Source organism: Lentzea nigeriaca, assembly GCF_016907955.1.
In the GTDB taxonomy this organism is placed as follows: Bacteria; Actinomycetota; Actinomycetes; order Mycobacteriales; family Pseudonocardiaceae; genus Lentzea; species Lentzea nigeriaca.
Window position 1 is genome coordinate 115,004 of record NZ_JAFBCX010000008.1, and the last position, 14,879, is coordinate 129,882.

The following is a 14,879-nucleotide window of genomic DNA, read 5'->3' on the forward strand; positions in this document are numbered from 1 at the left end:
GCCCAGCGGTTGGGGCGTGTGCAAGTACCACCAACTAGGCCGTTGGCAGTACTTGCACACGCCCTCAGGCCATCAGTAGGTCGGCAGCGAGGGGTCGACTTCCCGCGCCCACGCGAGGACGCCACCACCGACGTGCACAGCGTCCTTGAAGCCCGCCTTGTGCAGCGCCGCGAGGGCCTCCGCCGAGCGAGCACCGGACTTGCAGTGCAGCACCAGCGGCTTGTCCTGCGGGAGCTGGGAGAACGCCTCACCGGACAGGATCTTGTCCTTGGGGATCAGCACCGAGCCCGGGATCTTCACGATCTCGTACTCGTGCGGCTCGCGGACGTCCACCAGCAGGAAGTCCTCGCCGGACTCCTGCTTGTGCTTGAGCTCGAGCGGCGTGATCGTGTTGCCCGCCGCCGCCTGCTGCGCGTCCGTGGACACGACACCGCAGAAAGCCTCGTAGTCGATCAGCTCGGTGATCTTCGGCGACTCCGGGTCCTTGCGGATCTTGATCGTCCGGTAGGTCATCTCCAGCGCGTCGTAGACCATCAGGCGGCCGAGCAGCGGGTCACCGATGCCGGTGAGCAGCTTGATCGCCTCGGTGACCATGATCGACCCGATGGACGCGCACAGCACGCCCAGCACGCCGCCCTCGGCGCAGGAGGGGACCATGCCGGGAGGCGGCGGCTCCGGGTAGAGGTCGCGGTAGTTCAGGCCCTGGCCGTTCGGCGCGTCCTCCCAGAAGACGCTGACCTGGCCCTCGAACCGGAAGATCGAACCCCAGACGTACGGCTTGCCCAGCAGCACCGCGGCGTCGTTCACCAGGTACCGCGTGGCGAAGTTGTCGGTGCCGTCGAGGATCAGGTCGTAGTCCGAGAAGATGTCCAGCGCGTTCTCGGAGTTGAGGTGCGTCTGGTGCAGCACGACCTTGACGAACGGGTTGATCTCGGCGACGGAATCGCGGGCGGACTCGGCCTTCGGACGACCGACGTCGGACTGGCCGTGGATGACCTGACGCTGCAGGTTCGACTCGTCCACGACGTCGAAGTCGACGACGCCGAGCGTGCCGACCCCGGCCGCGGCCAGGTACAGCAGTGCCGGGCTGCCCAGGCCGCCCGCGCCGACGACGAGCACCTTCGCGTTCTTCAGCCGCTTCTGCCCGTCCACCCCGACGTCCGGGATGATCAGGTGCCGGCTGTACCGCGCGACTTCTTCCTTGGTCAGCTCCGCGGCTGGCTCAACGAGCGGCGGAAGCGCCATTTGCTCCTCCTCGACGGACTGCATGCCTCTGTATCCGAGACAACGTCAACCTTGCCTGGACTCTTCCTCGTTGGAAAGCCGTCTCAGCCAGCGGGAAACGGGTTCGGCGTGCAGACCTTGCCATCGGCGGGAACCACGTCCTGGCCCGCGTTGAGCTGGGAGACGAAGTTGTTCGCGACGCCGAACGTCTGCTGCATCATGACCGGCGCCGGCGCACCGTTCTCCTGGCAGGGCGCGTGGCCGTTGCCGAGCGCGTGCCCGACCTCGTGGTTGATCACGTAGGTCCGGTACCCGGCGAGGTCAGGGCCGTAGACCATGGCACCGCGCACCCAGCGGGCGACGTTGATGATCACGCGCTTGCTCGCGGGGTTCCAGCAGGAGGTCTCGAACGGGATCTCCTTGCCACAGAGCGTGTGCGTTGTCTTCGTGCTGGTCAGGCTGACGATGAAGTCGGGGTTCTGGTTCGCCTCGACCCGCTGCAACGCGACCTGCTTCGTGCCGACCCAGCTGCGCGGGTCCGACAGGATCCCCTCGACGGTCCGCGCGAACGCGGCCTCGTCGTTGTTGTAGTCGGCGGGCTTCACGCCGTCCTCGACGGCCACCGCGTACTTGCGGAACTTCTGCGCGTTCGCCTCGCCGACCCGCGCACCGCTGCCGGGGATCACCCGCCACGTGCCGACACCGTCCTCCGAGAACCCCGGTCCCGCGGGCAGTTCGGCGGTGGGCACGTCGAGCTTCGGCTTCTGCGCCTGCACCTCGGTCGCGGGAGCCTCCGGCGTGGTGGTGACCACGTCCGTGGAGTTGCCGGCGCTGCCACCGGCCGCGGGCGACTTCGGCTGCACCGTGTCGAGCACCACGAGCGCCGTCAGCACGAGGAGCACGGGGATGGCGTAGATCCGCCACCCGTAGTTGGCGACGAGCTTCCTGACCCCGCGCTCGCGCGGCCGTCGACTCTGCGCCGTGCCCTCCGGCTCCCAGGCGGCCGCAAGTGGTTCCGCGCTGGTCCGGCGCGCGCCACGACGGTAGCGGTCAGCGGGCGGATCAGTACGTCCTCGCTCGGGGGCGCGATTCACGTTGACCAGGGTCCCACATACCCCGTATGGCCGGTATTCGTCACCATGTGTGTCGGTCGACCGCCTCCCACATGCCCAGGACGGCCCTGGCCACGGTGGCCGGCCGCTCCATCTGGGCGACGTGCCCGGTCTTGGGAAGCACCAGCAATCGCCCCTTGGGCAGCAGACGTGCCGTGCGCGGCCCCTTCCGCACGCTCACGAGCCTGTCGTTCTCCCCCCAGAGAACCAGCGTCGGCGCCTTGACCATCGGAAGGACGCGCCAGAGCGACTTCGGCCCCGGCGTGAGCCAGCTCTGCATCAACCCGAAGGTGCTCCGGTTGAGCGCCTGCCCGGCCCACTTCTGCCGGGCACGTTCCTCGTTCTCCCTGATCGACTCCTCGATGCGGTGGTCGGGCACCACGGTCGGATCGGCGAAACACAGGTCGAGCATCTGCCTCGTCCGGTCGTGCGCGGTCAGCTTGGCGAGCTCACGACGCACCTTCGACCCGATGATCGGCAGCACCGCGAGCGCCATCCGCGGGTCCGACATGCGGTCGAGCCGCGGCCTCAGATCGGGCACCGCCGGACTCACCAGCGTGAGCGTCCTGACCAGATCTGGCCTGGTAGCGGCCACGATGACGGAGATGGCCCCACCCATCGAGTTGCCGAACAGGTGTACGGGCTCGTCGAACGTCTCGAGATACTTGATCACCGTGCGCGCGTGCGTCGCGAGACTGAAGTCGTACCCGGGAATCGGCTCCGACCGCCCGAACCCAGGCAGATCGATCGAGTACCCGCTGACGTGTTCGCGCAGCTGGGCGGCGAGGTCCGTCCAGTTGGTCGCCGACCCACCCAGCCCGTGCACGAAAACGGCGGGCGGCCCGCCCCCTTTCGTGACCCTGACGTGCACCTGATGCCCCTCGACCTGGTGGAACTCGCCGGGCCACGGCGTCTGCGACGTGTCCAACGGCGGCAGCTCGACGGTGGACAGCGGTGCGGGAATCAGGGCGCTCACCAGACCAGGATGCGGGAAAGAAGCCGGAGATGGTTCCCGGATCTGGGCTACTAGCGAGTAAGGTTGCGCTCACGCCTCGGGCAGGCAACCCCTCCCCGACGGCAGATGACTCGTGCTGGAGGCACCATGACGGAGACGGCGCAGAGCGCACCCGCAGGCAGGGGCGTTCGACTGCCGCGCACCGCACGCCGCGCGCAACTGCTGGCAGCGGCACAGGACGTGTTCGTCGCCAACGGCTACCACGCCGCGGCGATGGACGAGATCGCCGAGCGAGCCGGCGTGTCCAAGCCGGTGCTCTACCAGCACTTCCCGGGCAAGCTGGAGCTGTACATGGCCCTGCTCGAGTCCCACGTGGACGACATGGTCAGCCGGGTCCGCGCCGCCATCGCCTCCTCGACGGACAACAAGCTCCGCGTCCGCGCCGCCGTGGCCGCCTTCTACGACTTCGTGGACGGCGAGGGCCAGGCCTTCCGCATGGTCTTCGAGTCCGACCTGCGCTCCGAGCCCGCCGTCCAGGAGGCCGTCGAGCGCGCGACCACCGACTCGGTCGACGCGATCACCGACACGATCACCGCCGACGCGGGCCTCGACCCGGAGCGCGCACGCCTGCTGGCCGTCGGCCTCGTGGGCCTGTCGCAGGTCACGGCCCGTTCCTGGCTGGCGGACAACCGCCGCGTGCCCAAGGAAGAGGCAGTCGCCCTGATCTCCAACCTCGCGTGGCGAGGCATCGGCGGCGGCTTCCCGCTCCAGCACTGAGACTGACGCGTCGATGGCCAAAACCCGGTCCTTCCACGCGTAAGGCTCCGTCAAACACACGAACGGCCCTTCGCAGCGAAGGGCCGTTCGCATGAGCTCTCACATCAGCGCGGCGATCCGCCGTGCCACATCCTCCGACCGCTCCAACGGCAACATATGCCCAGCCTTCGGATAGATCACGAACTCCGCCGACGGCAGCGCCTCCGCGATCACCCGCGAGTGCCGCAACGGCGTCAGCACATCCCAAGACCCAGCCATGACGACGGTCGGAATGGCCGAAAGCACAGCCAACGCCTCCCGCCGCTGATGCCGAGTGAGCTCCTCCCGAAGCCCGACAAACGCCTCACCGGTGGTAGCCCCGGCCATCGCGGCGGCCGCCCGCACGTCAGCCCACCGAGCCCGCCGCCCGAACGTCACCCGAAGCCCAGGCGTGATCAAGCGGCCGAACCCGACCTTCGGCCGCTTGACCAGCCAGCGCCCGGCGAGCCGCTCCACACCGCTCAAACCGGGCAGGTTCCCGCACGAAGTGGCCACGAGGGCCACCCCCGATACGCGCGAGAACAACTCGGGACGCTGCTCGGCCAGCGCCATGATCGTCATCCCACCGAGCGAATGCCCGGCCAGCACGATCCGTCCGGACGGCACGTACTCGTCGACAACCGCTTCCAGGTCGGAAGCCAGCTCAGCCAAGGTCGAGGCACGCCCGGTAGACAGCCCGTGCCCACGGACGTCGTACCGCACCACCCTGCCGGGCAGAACGGCTGCGACGCGATCCCACGTCGTGAGGTCCATCGTCCAGCCATGCAACAGAACGGCAGTCACATCGGAGGAGGACGACTCAGACTCCGACGTGACAACGTTCAGCCGATCAAGAACGAACGGCGCCATGACCGCATCCCCGGCTTTCCGACGAGTCCGGCTTCGTCCAGGAACGACATGATCCGTTCCCCCGACCAGCGAATGGTCTCCTGGAACCGCGGGTTGCCGAGCGCCTGCCGACGGGCTTCGCGCACGTCCAGCCCCACCGCCGCGTACACGGCAGGGTTGATGATCGTGCGCGTGATCATCATCGACACGTACCCGATGAGCCACTTCTGGTAGGGCAGCTCGTAACTCTTCAACGAGGACATCCCGCGCAGCAGCTCCTCACGCGCGAACCGAACGTGGCGAGCCTCCTCCAGCACGTGGATCCGGTTCACCATCCGCACGATGGGCTGGACCGACGAGTCGTTCATCGCCTCCCGCTGCAGGCGGTCGAGGATCTCCTCGGCGACCAGGATCGAGCCGTACATCGCGGGGCCGTACCCGATGGTCGGCAGCAACCTGCCCAGCCGGTGGGTGTGGCGGGTCGGCCCGTACGGCGGGCAGCCGATGCGTTCGACCAGGCGCGCGAACATCGTCGAGTGGCGGCACTCGTCGGCCACCTCGGTGAGCGCGTACTGGGCGTGCCGGGAGGTCGGGTCGGCGTTGTAGACGACCTTGACCAGCATCTGCATGAGCAGCAGCTCGAACCACAGGCCGACGGACGCGATCGACGCGAGCTCGTGCTTGGACAGCTCGATGCGCTGCTCGACCGAAAGCGACTCGTAGAGAGGGGTCCCGTAGAGCGAAATGCGCTGTTCAGGGATGTAGAAGAGCCCGTCGACCAGAGGTGCGGACCAGTCGATGTCCACCTCGGGGTCGTAGAACTTCTCCGCGGACGACTTCAGCAGCCTCTCCGCCGTCTTCTCCCGATCGGCCACCCTCATCGATTGCCCTCCCCGGTAGGTGTTACTTGAGGTAACGGTTACTTCTGGTAGCGTGCGTCACATGGCACGCACTGTCAAGGGGCCGGACGCGCGACGCGAACGCTGGAAGGGGCATCGCGAGCAGCGCAGGGCGGAGTTCGTGGAGGCCACGATCGCCGCGGTGGCCAGGAAGGGGCCGGACGTCGGCATGGAGGACGTCGCCGCGGAGGCGGGCGTCAGCAAGCCCGTGCTCTACCGGCACTTCACCGACAAGTCCGACCTGTACCTGGCGGTGGGCCAGAAGGCCACCGAGATGCTGATGGAACGGATGGGTCCCGCGCTCGCCGCCGACGGCCCGATCCGCGACCGCATCGAACGGATCGTGGACGCGTACTTGTCCGTCATCGAGGACAACCCGAACCTCTACCGGTTCGTGGTGAAGGGGTCCTTTGTGGACCGTCCGGTCGAGAAGGACGTCGTGCAGGAGGACAAGAACCTCATCGCGAGCGCGCTCGCCCGCATCCTCGGCGACTACCTGCGCGCATTCGAGATGGACTCCGGCGGCGCCGAGCCGTGGGCGCACGCGCTCGTCGGCATGGTGCAGAACGCGGGCGACTGGTGGCTCGACCGCCAGACCATGTCCCGCGCGAACCTCAGCGACTACCTCGCCACGATCATCTGGCACGCCGTCGACGGGCTGCTGCGGTCGGCGGGCGTCCAGGCGGACCCTGCGAAGCCACTCACCCCACTCCGATTGGTGGACTGATGAGCGAGCACGACGAAGAGGGTTACACCGGCGAAGCCACCCTCGTCTTCGGCACCGACGAGGTGGCGGTCGAGGTCGAACTGCGCGGCTACTTCCAGCCGATCGACGGCCGCTACCACTGGTACGGCCGGATCAAGCAGAACGACGAGGTCACGACCCGCGTCGAAGCCGGCGCCCGCACCGCACTCCTGCGCACCCCCACCGGCCAGGCCGAGGGCACCCTGACCGACCCCGACCCGTGGGGCCGCTACCGCGTCGGCGGCATCTCGACCCCGCCCTACAAGATCACCGAACCCGCCTAGCAAACGATGAAAGGGAACCTTCCTCCACCAGGTGGAGGAAGGTTCCCTTTCATCGTTCAAAGCTTCAGGCGCCGAAACCGACCTTGCGCGAGTCCTGCGGGCCGATCTCCACGTACGCGACGCGGCCGGCGGGCACGACGAACCGCCCACCCTTGGCGTCCACCAGCGTCAGCACGGCGGACTTGCCGGACACCGCGTCGGCGACCTGCGCCTCGACCTCAGCCGGGGTCAGATCACTGGTCACAGTGAGTTCCCGCGGGCTGTCCGCGACGCCGATCCTGATCTCCACGCTGACCTCCGTGCTCAAAGAGAAAATCTGAGAGCGAGCCTACCTAGCCGAGGCCCAGCTGCGTCATGCGCCGCGCGTGCGACTGCTGGAGCCGGCGGAACAACTGACCGATCCCGGCGAGGTCGCCAGAGCCCCGCACGATCAGCTCCGACAGGCCGTCCCGCTCCGCCACCACGTACTGGGCCTGCGTCAACGCCTCGCCGAGCAGCCGGCGGCCCCACAGCGCGAGCCGGTCGCGGACCCGCGGATCCGACTCCACGGCGGCCAGGACTTCGCGCTCAGCGAACGCCGAGTGACCCGTGTCGGCGAGCACGGCGAGCACCAGCTCGCGGGTGGGCTCGTCGAGCCACTCCGCGACCTCGCGGTAGAAGTCGGCGGCGAGGCCGTCGCCCACGTAGGCCTTCACCAGCGACTCGAGCCACGACTTCGGGCTGGTCGACTCGTGGAACGCGTCGAAGCCCTTCACGAACGGCGCCATCGCGTCCTCGACGGCGACACCCTCCGCGGCCAGGTACTTCTGCAACAGCGTGAAGTGACCGATCTCCGCGGCGGCCATCTGCGCCAACGCCGCGCGTCCCGCCAATGTCGGCGCCGAGCGCGAGTCCTCCGTCATCCGGTCGAAGGCCGAGAGCTCGCCATATGCGAGCGCACCGAGAAGATCGACAACACCCTCCGCAACACCCATGAAAACGAACTCTAGTGGTCAACGGGGTCTCGCCAGGTAGAATGGGCCTGAGACGCCCGGCGTGACGAGTGTGACGAACCGCCGTGTCCCATGAATTTGGGCAGGCGCACGAATGGTGCGCGTACACCTTTCCCGCAGCTGATTCTCAAGCGCGGTCGAGAGGCCCGGCCAGGGCTCGTACGCGCTTGGTACGAGAGAGGCTGATCACCCTGACCGCTGAAGTAGAAGCACATCTGGACCCGGTAGCGCTGGAGCACAGCGAGGCCGGCGTTCCCGAAGAAGACACGTCGCACCCGCTGCAGGCCAACGCCCCGGTGCGCACCGACTCCCCCACGTTCGCCGAGCTGGGAGTCCGCAACGAGATCGTCAAGGCGCTCGGCGAAGCGGGCATCGAACGCGCGTTCGCCATCCAGGAGCTGACGCTCCCCATCGCTCTCGCCGGTGACGACGTCATCGGCCAGGCGCGCACCGGCACCGGCAAGACCCTCGGGTTCGGCGTGCCGCTGCTGCACCGCCTCGACACGCCCGGCGACGGCACCCCGCAGGCACTTGTGGTCGTCCCCACCCGTGAGCTGTGTCTCCAGGTAACCCACGACCTCACCGACGCGTCGAAGCACCTCGGTGTGAAGGTCGCCGCCATCTACGGCGGCATCCCCTACGAGCGGCAGATCGCGCAGCTGCGCAAGGGCGTCGACGTCGTGATCGGCACGCCCGGCCGCCTGCTCGACCTGGCCGAACAGCGCCACCTGGTGCTCGGCAAGGTCCGCATGCTGGTGCTCGACGAGGCCGACGAGATGCTCGACCTGGGCTTCCTGCCCGACATCGAGCGCATCCTCACGATGGTCCCCGACCAGCGGCAGACCATGCTGTTCTCCGCGACCATGCCGGGCCCGATCATCACGCTGGCCCGCACGTTCCTGAAGCAGCCGACGCACATCCGCGCCGAGGAGAACGACGCCGGCGCCACGCACGAGCGCACCAAGCAGTTCGTCTACCGGGCGCACTCGCTCGACAAGCCGGAGATGCTGGCCCGCGTGCTGCAGGCGCGTGACCGCGGCCTGTCGATGATCTTCGCGCGCACCAAGCGGACCGCGCAGAAGGTCGCGGACGACCTGACCGAACGCGGGTTCGCCGCGGCCGCCGTGCACGGTGACCTGGGCCAGGGCGCGCGGGAGAAGGCGCTGCGGGCGTTCCGCAACGGCAAGGTCGACGTGCTGGTCGCCACGGACGTGGCGGCGCGCGGCATCGACATCGACGACGTGACGCACGTCATCAACTACCAGTGCCCCGAGGACGAGAAGACCTACGTGCACCGCATCGGCCGCACGGGCCGTGCCGGGCGCGAGGGTGTCGCCGTCACGTTCGTCGACTGGGACGAGACGACGCGCTGGAAGTCCGTCAACGAGCTGCTCAACCTGGGCATCGACGAGCCCGTGGAGACCTACTCCACCTCCGATCACCTGTTCGAGGACCTGGGCATCCCGTCCGGTTCCACGGGCAGGCTGCCGCTCAGCCACCGCACCCGCGCCGGTCTGGACGCCGAGGAGGAGGAGAAGCTCGACAACGGCAAGCGCAAGCGTCGTCGTCGCGGCGGCTCCAAGAGTGGCGCGGACCAGGCCGCACCCGAGGCGAGCGAGGAGACCAGGCCGAAGCGCACCCGCAGCCGTACGCGCAGCCGCGCCGGTGTGCCGGTGGAGGGCCAGCAGGCGGAACCGACTGCTCCGGAAGCGGCCGACAAGCCCGCGTCGGACAAGCCGCGCAGGCGTCGTCGTCGCCGTTCCTCTGCCGAACAGGCCGCTCCTTCGGCAGACTGATCACATGTCGTCCCCCGGTTCCGACGTCACCGACATCGAGGACGTCCTCGACGAGCCCGCGCACCAGCCGGAAACTGAGCCCGAGCTCGTCGGGAAACGTCCGCCCGCCCGGTCGTGGCGCACCCGCGCCGACTTCGTCGCGGTCGCGCTGATCGCCGTGGTCTCGGTCGTCGCGGCAGTGCTGACCTGGGCGTTCAGCGATGCGCGTGGCACCACGTCGATCACGGGGCCTTCGTCGTGGGAGCCGCTGCCCGAGGCCGCGGCGCTGCCACCGACGCTCGCCGAGGTGTGGCGCGCGAAGAGCGGCGCCACGCAGTGGCCAGTCGTCGTGCAGACCCCGTCGAAGGACACGGGCGAGGAGAAGCCGTCGACCGTCGTCACCGGCGACGGCGGCGAGGTCAACGGCCGCGACCCGCTGAGCGGTGACGTGCGGTGGACCTACAAGCGCGACCTGCCGCTGTGCACGGTGAGCACGGCGTGGGCCCGCGCGATGGCCCTGTACTCCAAAGGCACCAACTGCTCCGAGCTCACCTCGCTCGACGGCGTCACCGGTGAGCGGCGGGCGCAGCGCAACGGAGACGCGGAACCGGGCACGGCCCTGCTCAACGAGGGCTCGCACCTGATCACCACCGGGTCGAAGTACGTGGAGGTCTACCGCCGCGACGACCTGGTGAAGTCGCTCGAGTACGGCAGCCTGCGCGCGATCGTGAACCCGAACAAGCAGCCGCGGGTCGGCTGCACGTACGGCTCGGTGACCGTGACGTCCGGCAGGTTCGCGATGATCGAGCGCTGCCCGGACGACGGCACCGACCGGGTGTCGGTGCTCAAGCCGAACCCCGACAAGTCCGACGAGCCGAAGGTGTTCGCGAGTGTCCTGGCCGGCGGCAAGAACGCGCAGGTCGTGGCGGTGACGGAGAAGCTCGTCGCGGTGGCGATGCCGAACCCGAGCCGCCTCGTCGTGTTCGACGCCGAGACCGGCAACCAGATCACCGAGACCCCGATCGACGTGCCGGCGGTGGACTTCACCGACCCGCCGAACCACGTGACCCGCGTGTTCGCCACCAAGACGAACGTCTTCTGGTTCACCGGTTCCAGGACGATGGCCCTCTCGCACGACACGCTCACTCCACTGTGGACGGCGGAGGGCACGGTCGGTGCCGGCACGACGCTCGCGGGCCGCGCGATCATCCCGGTGAAGGACGGCCTGAAGGTGTTCGAGCAGGCCACGGGCGAGGTCGTGGGCACGATCCGGGTGAACCGCGACGGTTACACCGGCCCTGTGCAACTCGCCACAGCCGGTCCCGTCGTGCTCGAGCAGCGTGGCGAAACCCTGGTCGCGCTGCGATAGTTCCCTCGTGTACTCGCAGATCAGCCCCCACCGGGCACAACGTGTCGACCTGCCGGGCCGCTACGGCACGATCGCGGCGCTGCGCGCGCCCGCGATGGGCGACGACGCGTTGCGCACGACGGCGCTGCTCGTGCCGGGCTACACGGGCTCCAAAGAGGACTTCGCGCCGATGATCGACCCGATCGCGGACGCCGGTTTCGAGGTGCTTGCGATCGACCTGCCGGGCCAGCAGGACTCGCCGGGCCCGGACGACGAGGCGCTCTACCGCCCCGGCCCGCTGGGGTCGGTGGTCGCCGAGCTGATCGAGAAGATCGCCGCCGACGGCCGCCGCGTGCTACTGCTCGGCCACTCCTACGGAGGCCTCGTGGCCAGGGCCGCGGTGTTCGCGGGTGCGCCCATCGCCGGTCTCACGCTGATGTCGTCCGGCCCGTCCGAACTGCCGGCCGGTGAGCGCCGCACGGTGCTCGAGGTCGGCGAGCACATGCTGAACGAACAGGGCGTCGAGGGCACCCAGAAGCTGAACGAGCTGCGGTCGTCGCAGAACCCGGCGTGGGCCGCGCTGCCGCAGGAGCTGAAGGACTTCTACCGCACCAGGTTCCTCAAGTCGCCCGCCGCCGCGTTGCTCGGCATGGGCAACGGCCTGCGCTACGAACCGGACCAGGTCGCGAAGCTGGCCCGTGCACTGCGGTCGTCGGGCATCCCGGCCCTGGTGGTGTGCGGCGACGCGGACGACGCGTGGAGCCCAGCCGCCCAGCGCGACATGGCTGAGCGGCTGGACGCCGACTTCGCGGTGCTGCCCGGCGTGATGCACTCGCCGAACACCGAGGCACCACACGAGCTCATCGCCACGCTGCTGCCGACGTGGCGGGCCTGGCTGACGTCCTGATCAGTACGAGAGCTTGATCTCCCGCTCGTCGGTCGCGGCGTGCGGGTAGGCGCTCACGTCGGCCTTCGCGAACGCCTTGCCCGGCCAGAAGGCCAGGTTCTGCGCGGCGACGGTGACCGTGGTGGTCTCGAACCCGCCGGTGCAGTTGACGGTCTTGGAAGCGTTGCCTGAAGCGATGCGGCCGAACACGTTCTGGGTGACGTTCACGTACACGTAGCCCGTCGACGGCAACGAGGTCCGCGGGCAAGCGTAGGTGACCTGCACCTCGATCGCCGCGCCCCAGGTCTTGATCTTCGCGTCCGGCTCGACTCTGATCAGCGCCAGCGAAGGCGAGTCCGCGCTCACGGCCGCCATACCCGGCGCGATGGACGCGAGAAGCGCGCCACCCGCGACGGCGGCGACCGCCAGCGTCTTGCCGCCGGAGAACTTCATCATGCTCGTACCCCCTCAACCACTCCGTCCCTTGTGGACGGAAATCCCAGACCGGCGCAGAGACCGGCGACGACGAGCACGACGGGCAGGTGCCAGAGGAAGTCGAAACCGCTGTGCACCAGCACGACGACGACAGCCGCCATCGCCCCTGCCCACAACGGGGTCCCGCGCCCTCGCCACATGGCGATCAGCACGGCCGCCACCACCCCCAGCGCCAGCAGCAGTCCGACGGCCCCCAGCTCGACGAGCACCTGGAGGTACTCGTTGTGCACGTAACGCATCACACGGGCGCCTTCGTTGCCCCGGTCGAAGAAGAAAGATGCATTTCCTGGTCCGGCGCCGAGCAGCGGCGAGCGGGACACCAGCTCCAGCGCCGCACCGGTGGCGTCGGTGCGGTCGGGTGAGCTGAACGAGATCCGCGTGGCCAACCGGCCGGAGAACCCGAACGCCGCCACCGCGCCACCGGCGACGAGCAGCAGCGCGACCGGGAGCACGAACCGGCCCAGCCTCGGCAAACCCAGCGCTGCCAACGCTCCCGCTACCAGTCCCGCCACCGCGAGCAACGGCCGCGGCTCGTCGTCCACCCGCATCGTCGGCAGCAGCGCGCCGACCGCGACCACAGCCCCGAGCAGCGACGGCGTGATCGCCACGACGGTCTTCTTCGCGCCCCAGAACACGCAGAGCACCAGCAGCCCCGCCGCCAGCGCGATCAACCCGGCCCGGCTCATCGTGGCGCCGATTCCGGTGCACAGCAGGAAAGTCATCACCGAGGTGAGCTGCGTGCGCTTCATGACGAGCGACAACACCGCGGCAACGGCCATCACAGCAGCGGCGGCGTTCGGGTAGGTCAACGTGGACGCGGCCCGCAGGAGCCCTTCCGCGACCGTCGTCCAGGCCTGGATCCGGAACACCACGGCGACCCAGCCACTGAAGGCGACCAGCGCCCCGACGCCTGCGACGACGGTGGCGAGCAGCTCACGTTGCTCCTGATCAGCCTGTGCCGCAACGAGAACCGCTGCCACGAACACACCGGCCGCTCCCACCGTCGGCAACGCCGACAGCAAGTTGCCTTCGAGCAGTCCGCGCACCAGCGCCCACAACGCGAGCGTTCCCCCCAGTGCCGCAACGAGGTTCGGCCGGGGACGCGCCAGCACGACGGCCACGCCGACCAGCAACCCCGACATCACCCTGCCTGGCAGGTAGTACCCGCCCTGCGCGACGACGGCCGCCGCGAAGGCGGCGAGAAGGAACAGGCTCGGCATCGGCAACGCGACCGAATCCCGGCGCGCGTCAACCACATTCCCCGCGGTCATAGGGCCCCCAGCTTTCGAAACCCGCCTCCCCAAGCGGATTGAGAGCACACTCTAGGGCGCGAGGGACCGCGGCGGAAGCCCGAATCGCGTCAGCTGAGCAACACCGCGGTGAACGCTCCGAGCAACATGAACGGCCCGAACGGCAGCGTGCTCTTGAGCGTGACCTTGCGCAGGAGCAACAGGACCAGCGACACGACGGCCGACAGGATGAACGCCAGTGCGGCACCGAGGAGCAGCACCGGCCACCCGAGCCAGGCCAGCGCCAGGCCGATCACACCGGACAGCTTCACGTCGCCGTAGCCCATGCCCGCCGGGTTGACGAACTCGAGCACGCGGTAGACGAACGCGAGCAGCAGCCCGCCGAGCACCGCGCGGCCGAGCGCGCCGACCGTGCCGCCGGTCAGAGCCGCCACGGTCAGCAGGATCAGCACCACGGGGTACGCGGGCAGCGTCAGCACGTCTGGCAGCCGTCGCACGGCCGTGTCGATGAACGCCAGCGCGACCCCGACCGCGCCGAGGCACGCGAACGCGAGGACCTCGACCGAGCCGGCGAACTTGATCGCGAGCAGGGCCAGCACGGCGGCCGACACCAGCGGCAACGCGATGCCGGTGCGCGTGAACCGGTTGACCAGGTCGCGCAGCGCGACACCGGAGGCGAGTCCGCCGACAGCGCCGCCCACGGCCCAGAGAACAGTCATGCGGTCGACGGTAGATCGGTCGCCGAAGCAACGGAACGTGACGACGGCAAGTCTGGCCGAGGGGTCGACAGCGTGTCCCCCGATCGACCGACATGTCCCCCGAAGTGCACTTCCGTTACACCTTTTCGTCCGATACCGAACACCATCCGCCATCACGCAGAGTTTGCGCCGTCCCGAAAACCACTCCTCCCTCAGGAGACCGCAATGCTCACCTTCCTCAGCTACGCGCAGACGTTCCTCACCCGCACCGTGAACCGCGAAGACGATCGCGGCGCCACAGCGGTCGAGTACGGCCTGATGGTCGCCCTCATCGCCATCGTGATCATCGGCGCCGTCACCGCCGTCGGCGTCAACCTCAACGATCTGTTCAACACGATCGCCGGCGCCCTCTAGCGATGAAGCGTCGGCGTGGTCCAGACCGCGGCGCCACGGCCGTCGAGTACGGCCTGATGCTGGCGCTGATCGCGGTCGCCGCAATGGTGGCCATCACCGCGGTCGGCGAGAACATGGAAGCGATGTTCACGATCATCGCCGACCTGCTCAATGTCTGA

At 68.8% G+C, this 14,879-nt stretch carries 18 protein-coding genes; 8 read left to right on the top strand and 10 right to left on the bottom strand.

Features of this window, described 5'->3' with window-relative positions:
• Positions 1–72 precede the first annotated feature (72 nt).
• The 3 genes from moeZ to JOD27_RS27025 all read right to left on the bottom strand — a co-directional run bounded on the left by moeZ (position 73) and on the right by JOD27_RS27025 (position 3,312).
• Complete coding sequence (gene moeZ / locus JOD27_RS27015; protein WP_204765090.1) at positions 73–1,245, bottom strand: adenylyltransferase/sulfurtransferase MoeZ; 1,173 nt, start codon at positions 1,243–1,245, stop codon at positions 73–75.
• 83 nt (positions 1,246–1,328) lie between these two features.
• The gene (locus tag JOD27_RS46805; protein ID WP_204765091.1) at positions 1,329–2,318 is read right to left on the bottom strand and encodes a DUF3152 domain-containing protein; all 990 of its coding nucleotides are present in this window, start codon (positions 2,316–2,318) and stop codon (positions 1,329–1,331) included.
• Positions 2,319–2,358: 40 nt separating this feature from the next.
• Positions 2,359–3,312: an alpha/beta fold hydrolase gene (locus JOD27_RS27025; protein WP_307830338.1), complete on the bottom strand. Its 954-nt coding sequence runs from the start codon at positions 3,310–3,312 to the stop codon at positions 2,359–2,361.
• Between the two features lie 126 nt (positions 3,313–3,438).
• Here JOD27_RS27025 and JOD27_RS27030 point away from each other — a divergent pair, with 126 nt between their 5' ends.
• Entirely contained in the window at positions 3,439–4,068 is a 630-nt protein-coding gene (locus JOD27_RS27030; RefSeq protein ID WP_204765092.1) for a TetR/AcrR family transcriptional regulator, read from the top strand.
• Positions 4,069–4,167: 99 nt separating this feature from the next.
• On the opposite strand, the gene JOD27_RS27035 is transcribed toward JOD27_RS27030, so the two are convergent.
• Both JOD27_RS27035 and JOD27_RS27040 read right to left on the bottom strand, forming a co-directional pair.
• A complete protein-coding gene (locus JOD27_RS27035) occupies positions 4,168–4,890 on the bottom strand; it encodes an alpha/beta fold hydrolase (RefSeq protein ID WP_204765093.1) in 723 nt (240 codons plus the stop codon).
• A 38-nt stretch (positions 4,891–4,928) separates the two neighbouring features.
• On the bottom strand, positions 4,929–5,816 hold the full coding sequence (locus JOD27_RS27040; protein ID WP_204765094.1) for an AurF N-oxygenase family protein: 888 nt from the start codon (positions 5,814–5,816) through the stop codon (positions 4,929–4,931).
• A 61-nt stretch (positions 5,817–5,877) separates the two neighbouring features.
• Between JOD27_RS27040 and JOD27_RS27045 the strand changes: the two genes are divergently transcribed.
• Together JOD27_RS27045 and JOD27_RS27050 are read left to right on the top strand one after the other, a co-directional pair.
• A complete protein-coding gene (locus JOD27_RS27045) occupies positions 5,878–6,561 on the top strand; it encodes a TetR/AcrR family transcriptional regulator (RefSeq protein WP_204765095.1) in 684 nt (227 codons plus the stop codon).
• On the top strand, positions 6,561–6,863 hold the full coding sequence (locus JOD27_RS27050) for a DUF4873 domain-containing protein (protein WP_204765096.1): 303 nt from the start codon (positions 6,561–6,563) through the stop codon (positions 6,861–6,863). The genes JOD27_RS27045 and JOD27_RS27050 overlap by 1 nt, the downstream gene beginning before the upstream one ends.
• 64 nt (positions 6,864–6,927) lie before the next feature.
• On the opposite strand, the gene JOD27_RS27055 is transcribed toward JOD27_RS27050, so the two are convergent.
• Together JOD27_RS27055 and JOD27_RS27060 are read right to left on the bottom strand one after the other, a co-directional pair.
• Positions 6,928–7,152: a DUF3107 domain-containing protein gene (locus JOD27_RS27055; RefSeq protein WP_204765097.1), complete on the bottom strand. Its 225-nt coding sequence runs from the start codon at positions 7,150–7,152 to the stop codon at positions 6,928–6,930.
• Between the two features lie 43 nt (positions 7,153–7,195).
• Positions 7,196–7,837: a ferritin-like fold-containing protein gene (locus JOD27_RS27060; RefSeq protein ID WP_189258764.1), complete on the bottom strand. Its 642-nt coding sequence runs from the start codon at positions 7,835–7,837 to the stop codon at positions 7,196–7,198.
• A 185-nt stretch (positions 7,838–8,022) separates the two neighbouring features.
• Here JOD27_RS27060 and JOD27_RS27065 point away from each other — a divergent pair, with 185 nt between their 5' ends.
• Genes JOD27_RS27065 through JOD27_RS27075 form a run of 3 tightly spaced genes read left to right on the top strand, consistent with a single transcriptional unit; the run spans position 8,023 to position 11,885 of the window.
• Positions 8,023–9,651: a DEAD/DEAH box helicase gene (locus JOD27_RS27065; protein ID WP_204765098.1), complete on the top strand. Its 1,629-nt coding sequence runs from the start codon at positions 8,023–8,025 to the stop codon at positions 9,649–9,651.
• 4 nt (positions 9,652–9,655) lie between these two features.
• On the top strand, positions 9,656–10,999 hold the full coding sequence (locus JOD27_RS27070) for an Rv3212 family protein (protein WP_204765099.1): 1,344 nt from the start codon (positions 9,656–9,658) through the stop codon (positions 10,997–10,999).
• Positions 11,000–11,006: 7 nt separating this feature from the next.
• Complete coding sequence (locus JOD27_RS27075; RefSeq protein WP_307830339.1) at positions 11,007–11,885, top strand: alpha/beta fold hydrolase; 879 nt, start codon at positions 11,007–11,009, stop codon at positions 11,883–11,885.
• Here the strand turns inward: JOD27_RS27075 and JOD27_RS27080 are convergent, their stop codons facing one another.
• The 3 genes from JOD27_RS27080 to JOD27_RS27090 form a co-directional block, all read right to left on the bottom strand.
• Positions 11,886–12,320 carry a hypothetical protein gene (locus JOD27_RS27080; RefSeq protein WP_204765100.1) on the bottom strand — a complete coding sequence of 145 codons (435 nt, stop codon included), beginning with the start codon at positions 12,318–12,320 and terminating at the stop codon, positions 11,886–11,888.
• A complete protein-coding gene (locus JOD27_RS27085; protein ID WP_204765101.1) occupies positions 12,317–13,630 on the bottom strand; it encodes an O-antigen ligase family protein in 1,314 nt (437 codons plus the stop codon). Before JOD27_RS27085 ends, JOD27_RS27080 begins: the two co-directional genes overlap by 4 nt.
• A gap of 89 nt (positions 13,631–13,719) precedes the next feature.
• Positions 13,720–14,328 (bottom strand): prepilin peptidase, encoded by a 609-nt coding sequence (locus tag JOD27_RS27090; protein ID WP_204765102.1) that lies wholly within the window; start codon positions 14,326–14,328, stop codon positions 13,720–13,722.
• Between the two features lie 204 nt (positions 14,329–14,532).
• Here JOD27_RS27090 and JOD27_RS27095 point away from each other — a divergent pair, with 204 nt between their 5' ends.
• Positions 14,533–14,721: a Flp family type IVb pilin gene (locus JOD27_RS27095; RefSeq protein ID WP_204765103.1), complete on the top strand. Its 189-nt coding sequence runs from the start codon at positions 14,533–14,535 to the stop codon at positions 14,719–14,721.
• Between the two features lie 2 nt (positions 14,722–14,723).
• Positions 14,724–14,879 (top strand): Flp family type IVb pilin, encoded by a 156-nt coding sequence (locus JOD27_RS27100; RefSeq protein ID WP_204765104.1) that lies wholly within the window; start codon positions 14,724–14,726, stop codon positions 14,877–14,879.

What these genes read in the sequence shown, in the direction of transcription:
- moeZ (WP_204765090.1), bottom strand. Translation starts at nt 1,245, where the DNA reads ATGGCGCTTCCGCCGCTCGTTGAGCCAGCCGCGGAGCTGACCAAGGAA.
- JOD27_RS27030 (WP_204765092.1), top strand. Translation starts at nt 3,439, where the DNA reads ATGACGGAGACGGCGCAGAGCGCACCCGCAGGCAGGGGCGTTCGACTG.
- JOD27_RS27040 (WP_204765094.1), bottom strand. Translation starts at nt 5,816, where the DNA reads ATGAGGGTGGCCGATCGGGAGAAGACGGCGGAGAGGCTGCTGAAGTCG.
- JOD27_RS27045 (WP_204765095.1), top strand. Translation starts at nt 5,878, where the DNA reads ATGGCACGCACTGTCAAGGGGCCGGACGCGCGACGCGAACGCTGGAAG.
- JOD27_RS27050 (WP_204765096.1), top strand. Translation starts at nt 6,561, where the DNA reads ATGAGCGAGCACGACGAAGAGGGTTACACCGGCGAAGCCACCCTCGTC.
- JOD27_RS27060 (WP_189258764.1), bottom strand. Translation starts at nt 7,837, where the DNA reads ATGGGTGTTGCGGAGGGTGTTGTCGATCTTCTCGGTGCGCTCGCATAT.
- JOD27_RS27070 (WP_204765099.1), top strand. Translation starts at nt 9,656, where the DNA reads ATGTCGTCCCCCGGTTCCGACGTCACCGACATCGAGGACGTCCTCGAC.
- JOD27_RS27080 (WP_204765100.1), bottom strand. Translation starts at nt 12,320, where the DNA reads ATGATGAAGTTCTCCGGCGGCAAGACGCTGGCGGTCGCCGCCGTCGCG.
- JOD27_RS27085 (WP_204765101.1), bottom strand. Translation starts at nt 13,630, where the DNA reads ATGACCGCGGGGAATGTGGTTGACGCGCGCCGGGATTCGGTCGCGTTG.
- JOD27_RS27090 (WP_204765102.1), bottom strand. Translation starts at nt 14,328, where the DNA reads ATGACTGTTCTCTGGGCCGTGGGCGGCGCTGTCGGCGGACTCGCCTCC.
- JOD27_RS27095 (WP_204765103.1), top strand. Translation starts at nt 14,533, where the DNA reads ATGCTCACCTTCCTCAGCTACGCGCAGACGTTCCTCACCCGCACCGTG.
- JOD27_RS27100 (WP_204765104.1), top strand. Translation starts at nt 14,724, where the DNA reads ATGAAGCGTCGGCGTGGTCCAGACCGCGGCGCCACGGCCGTCGAGTAC.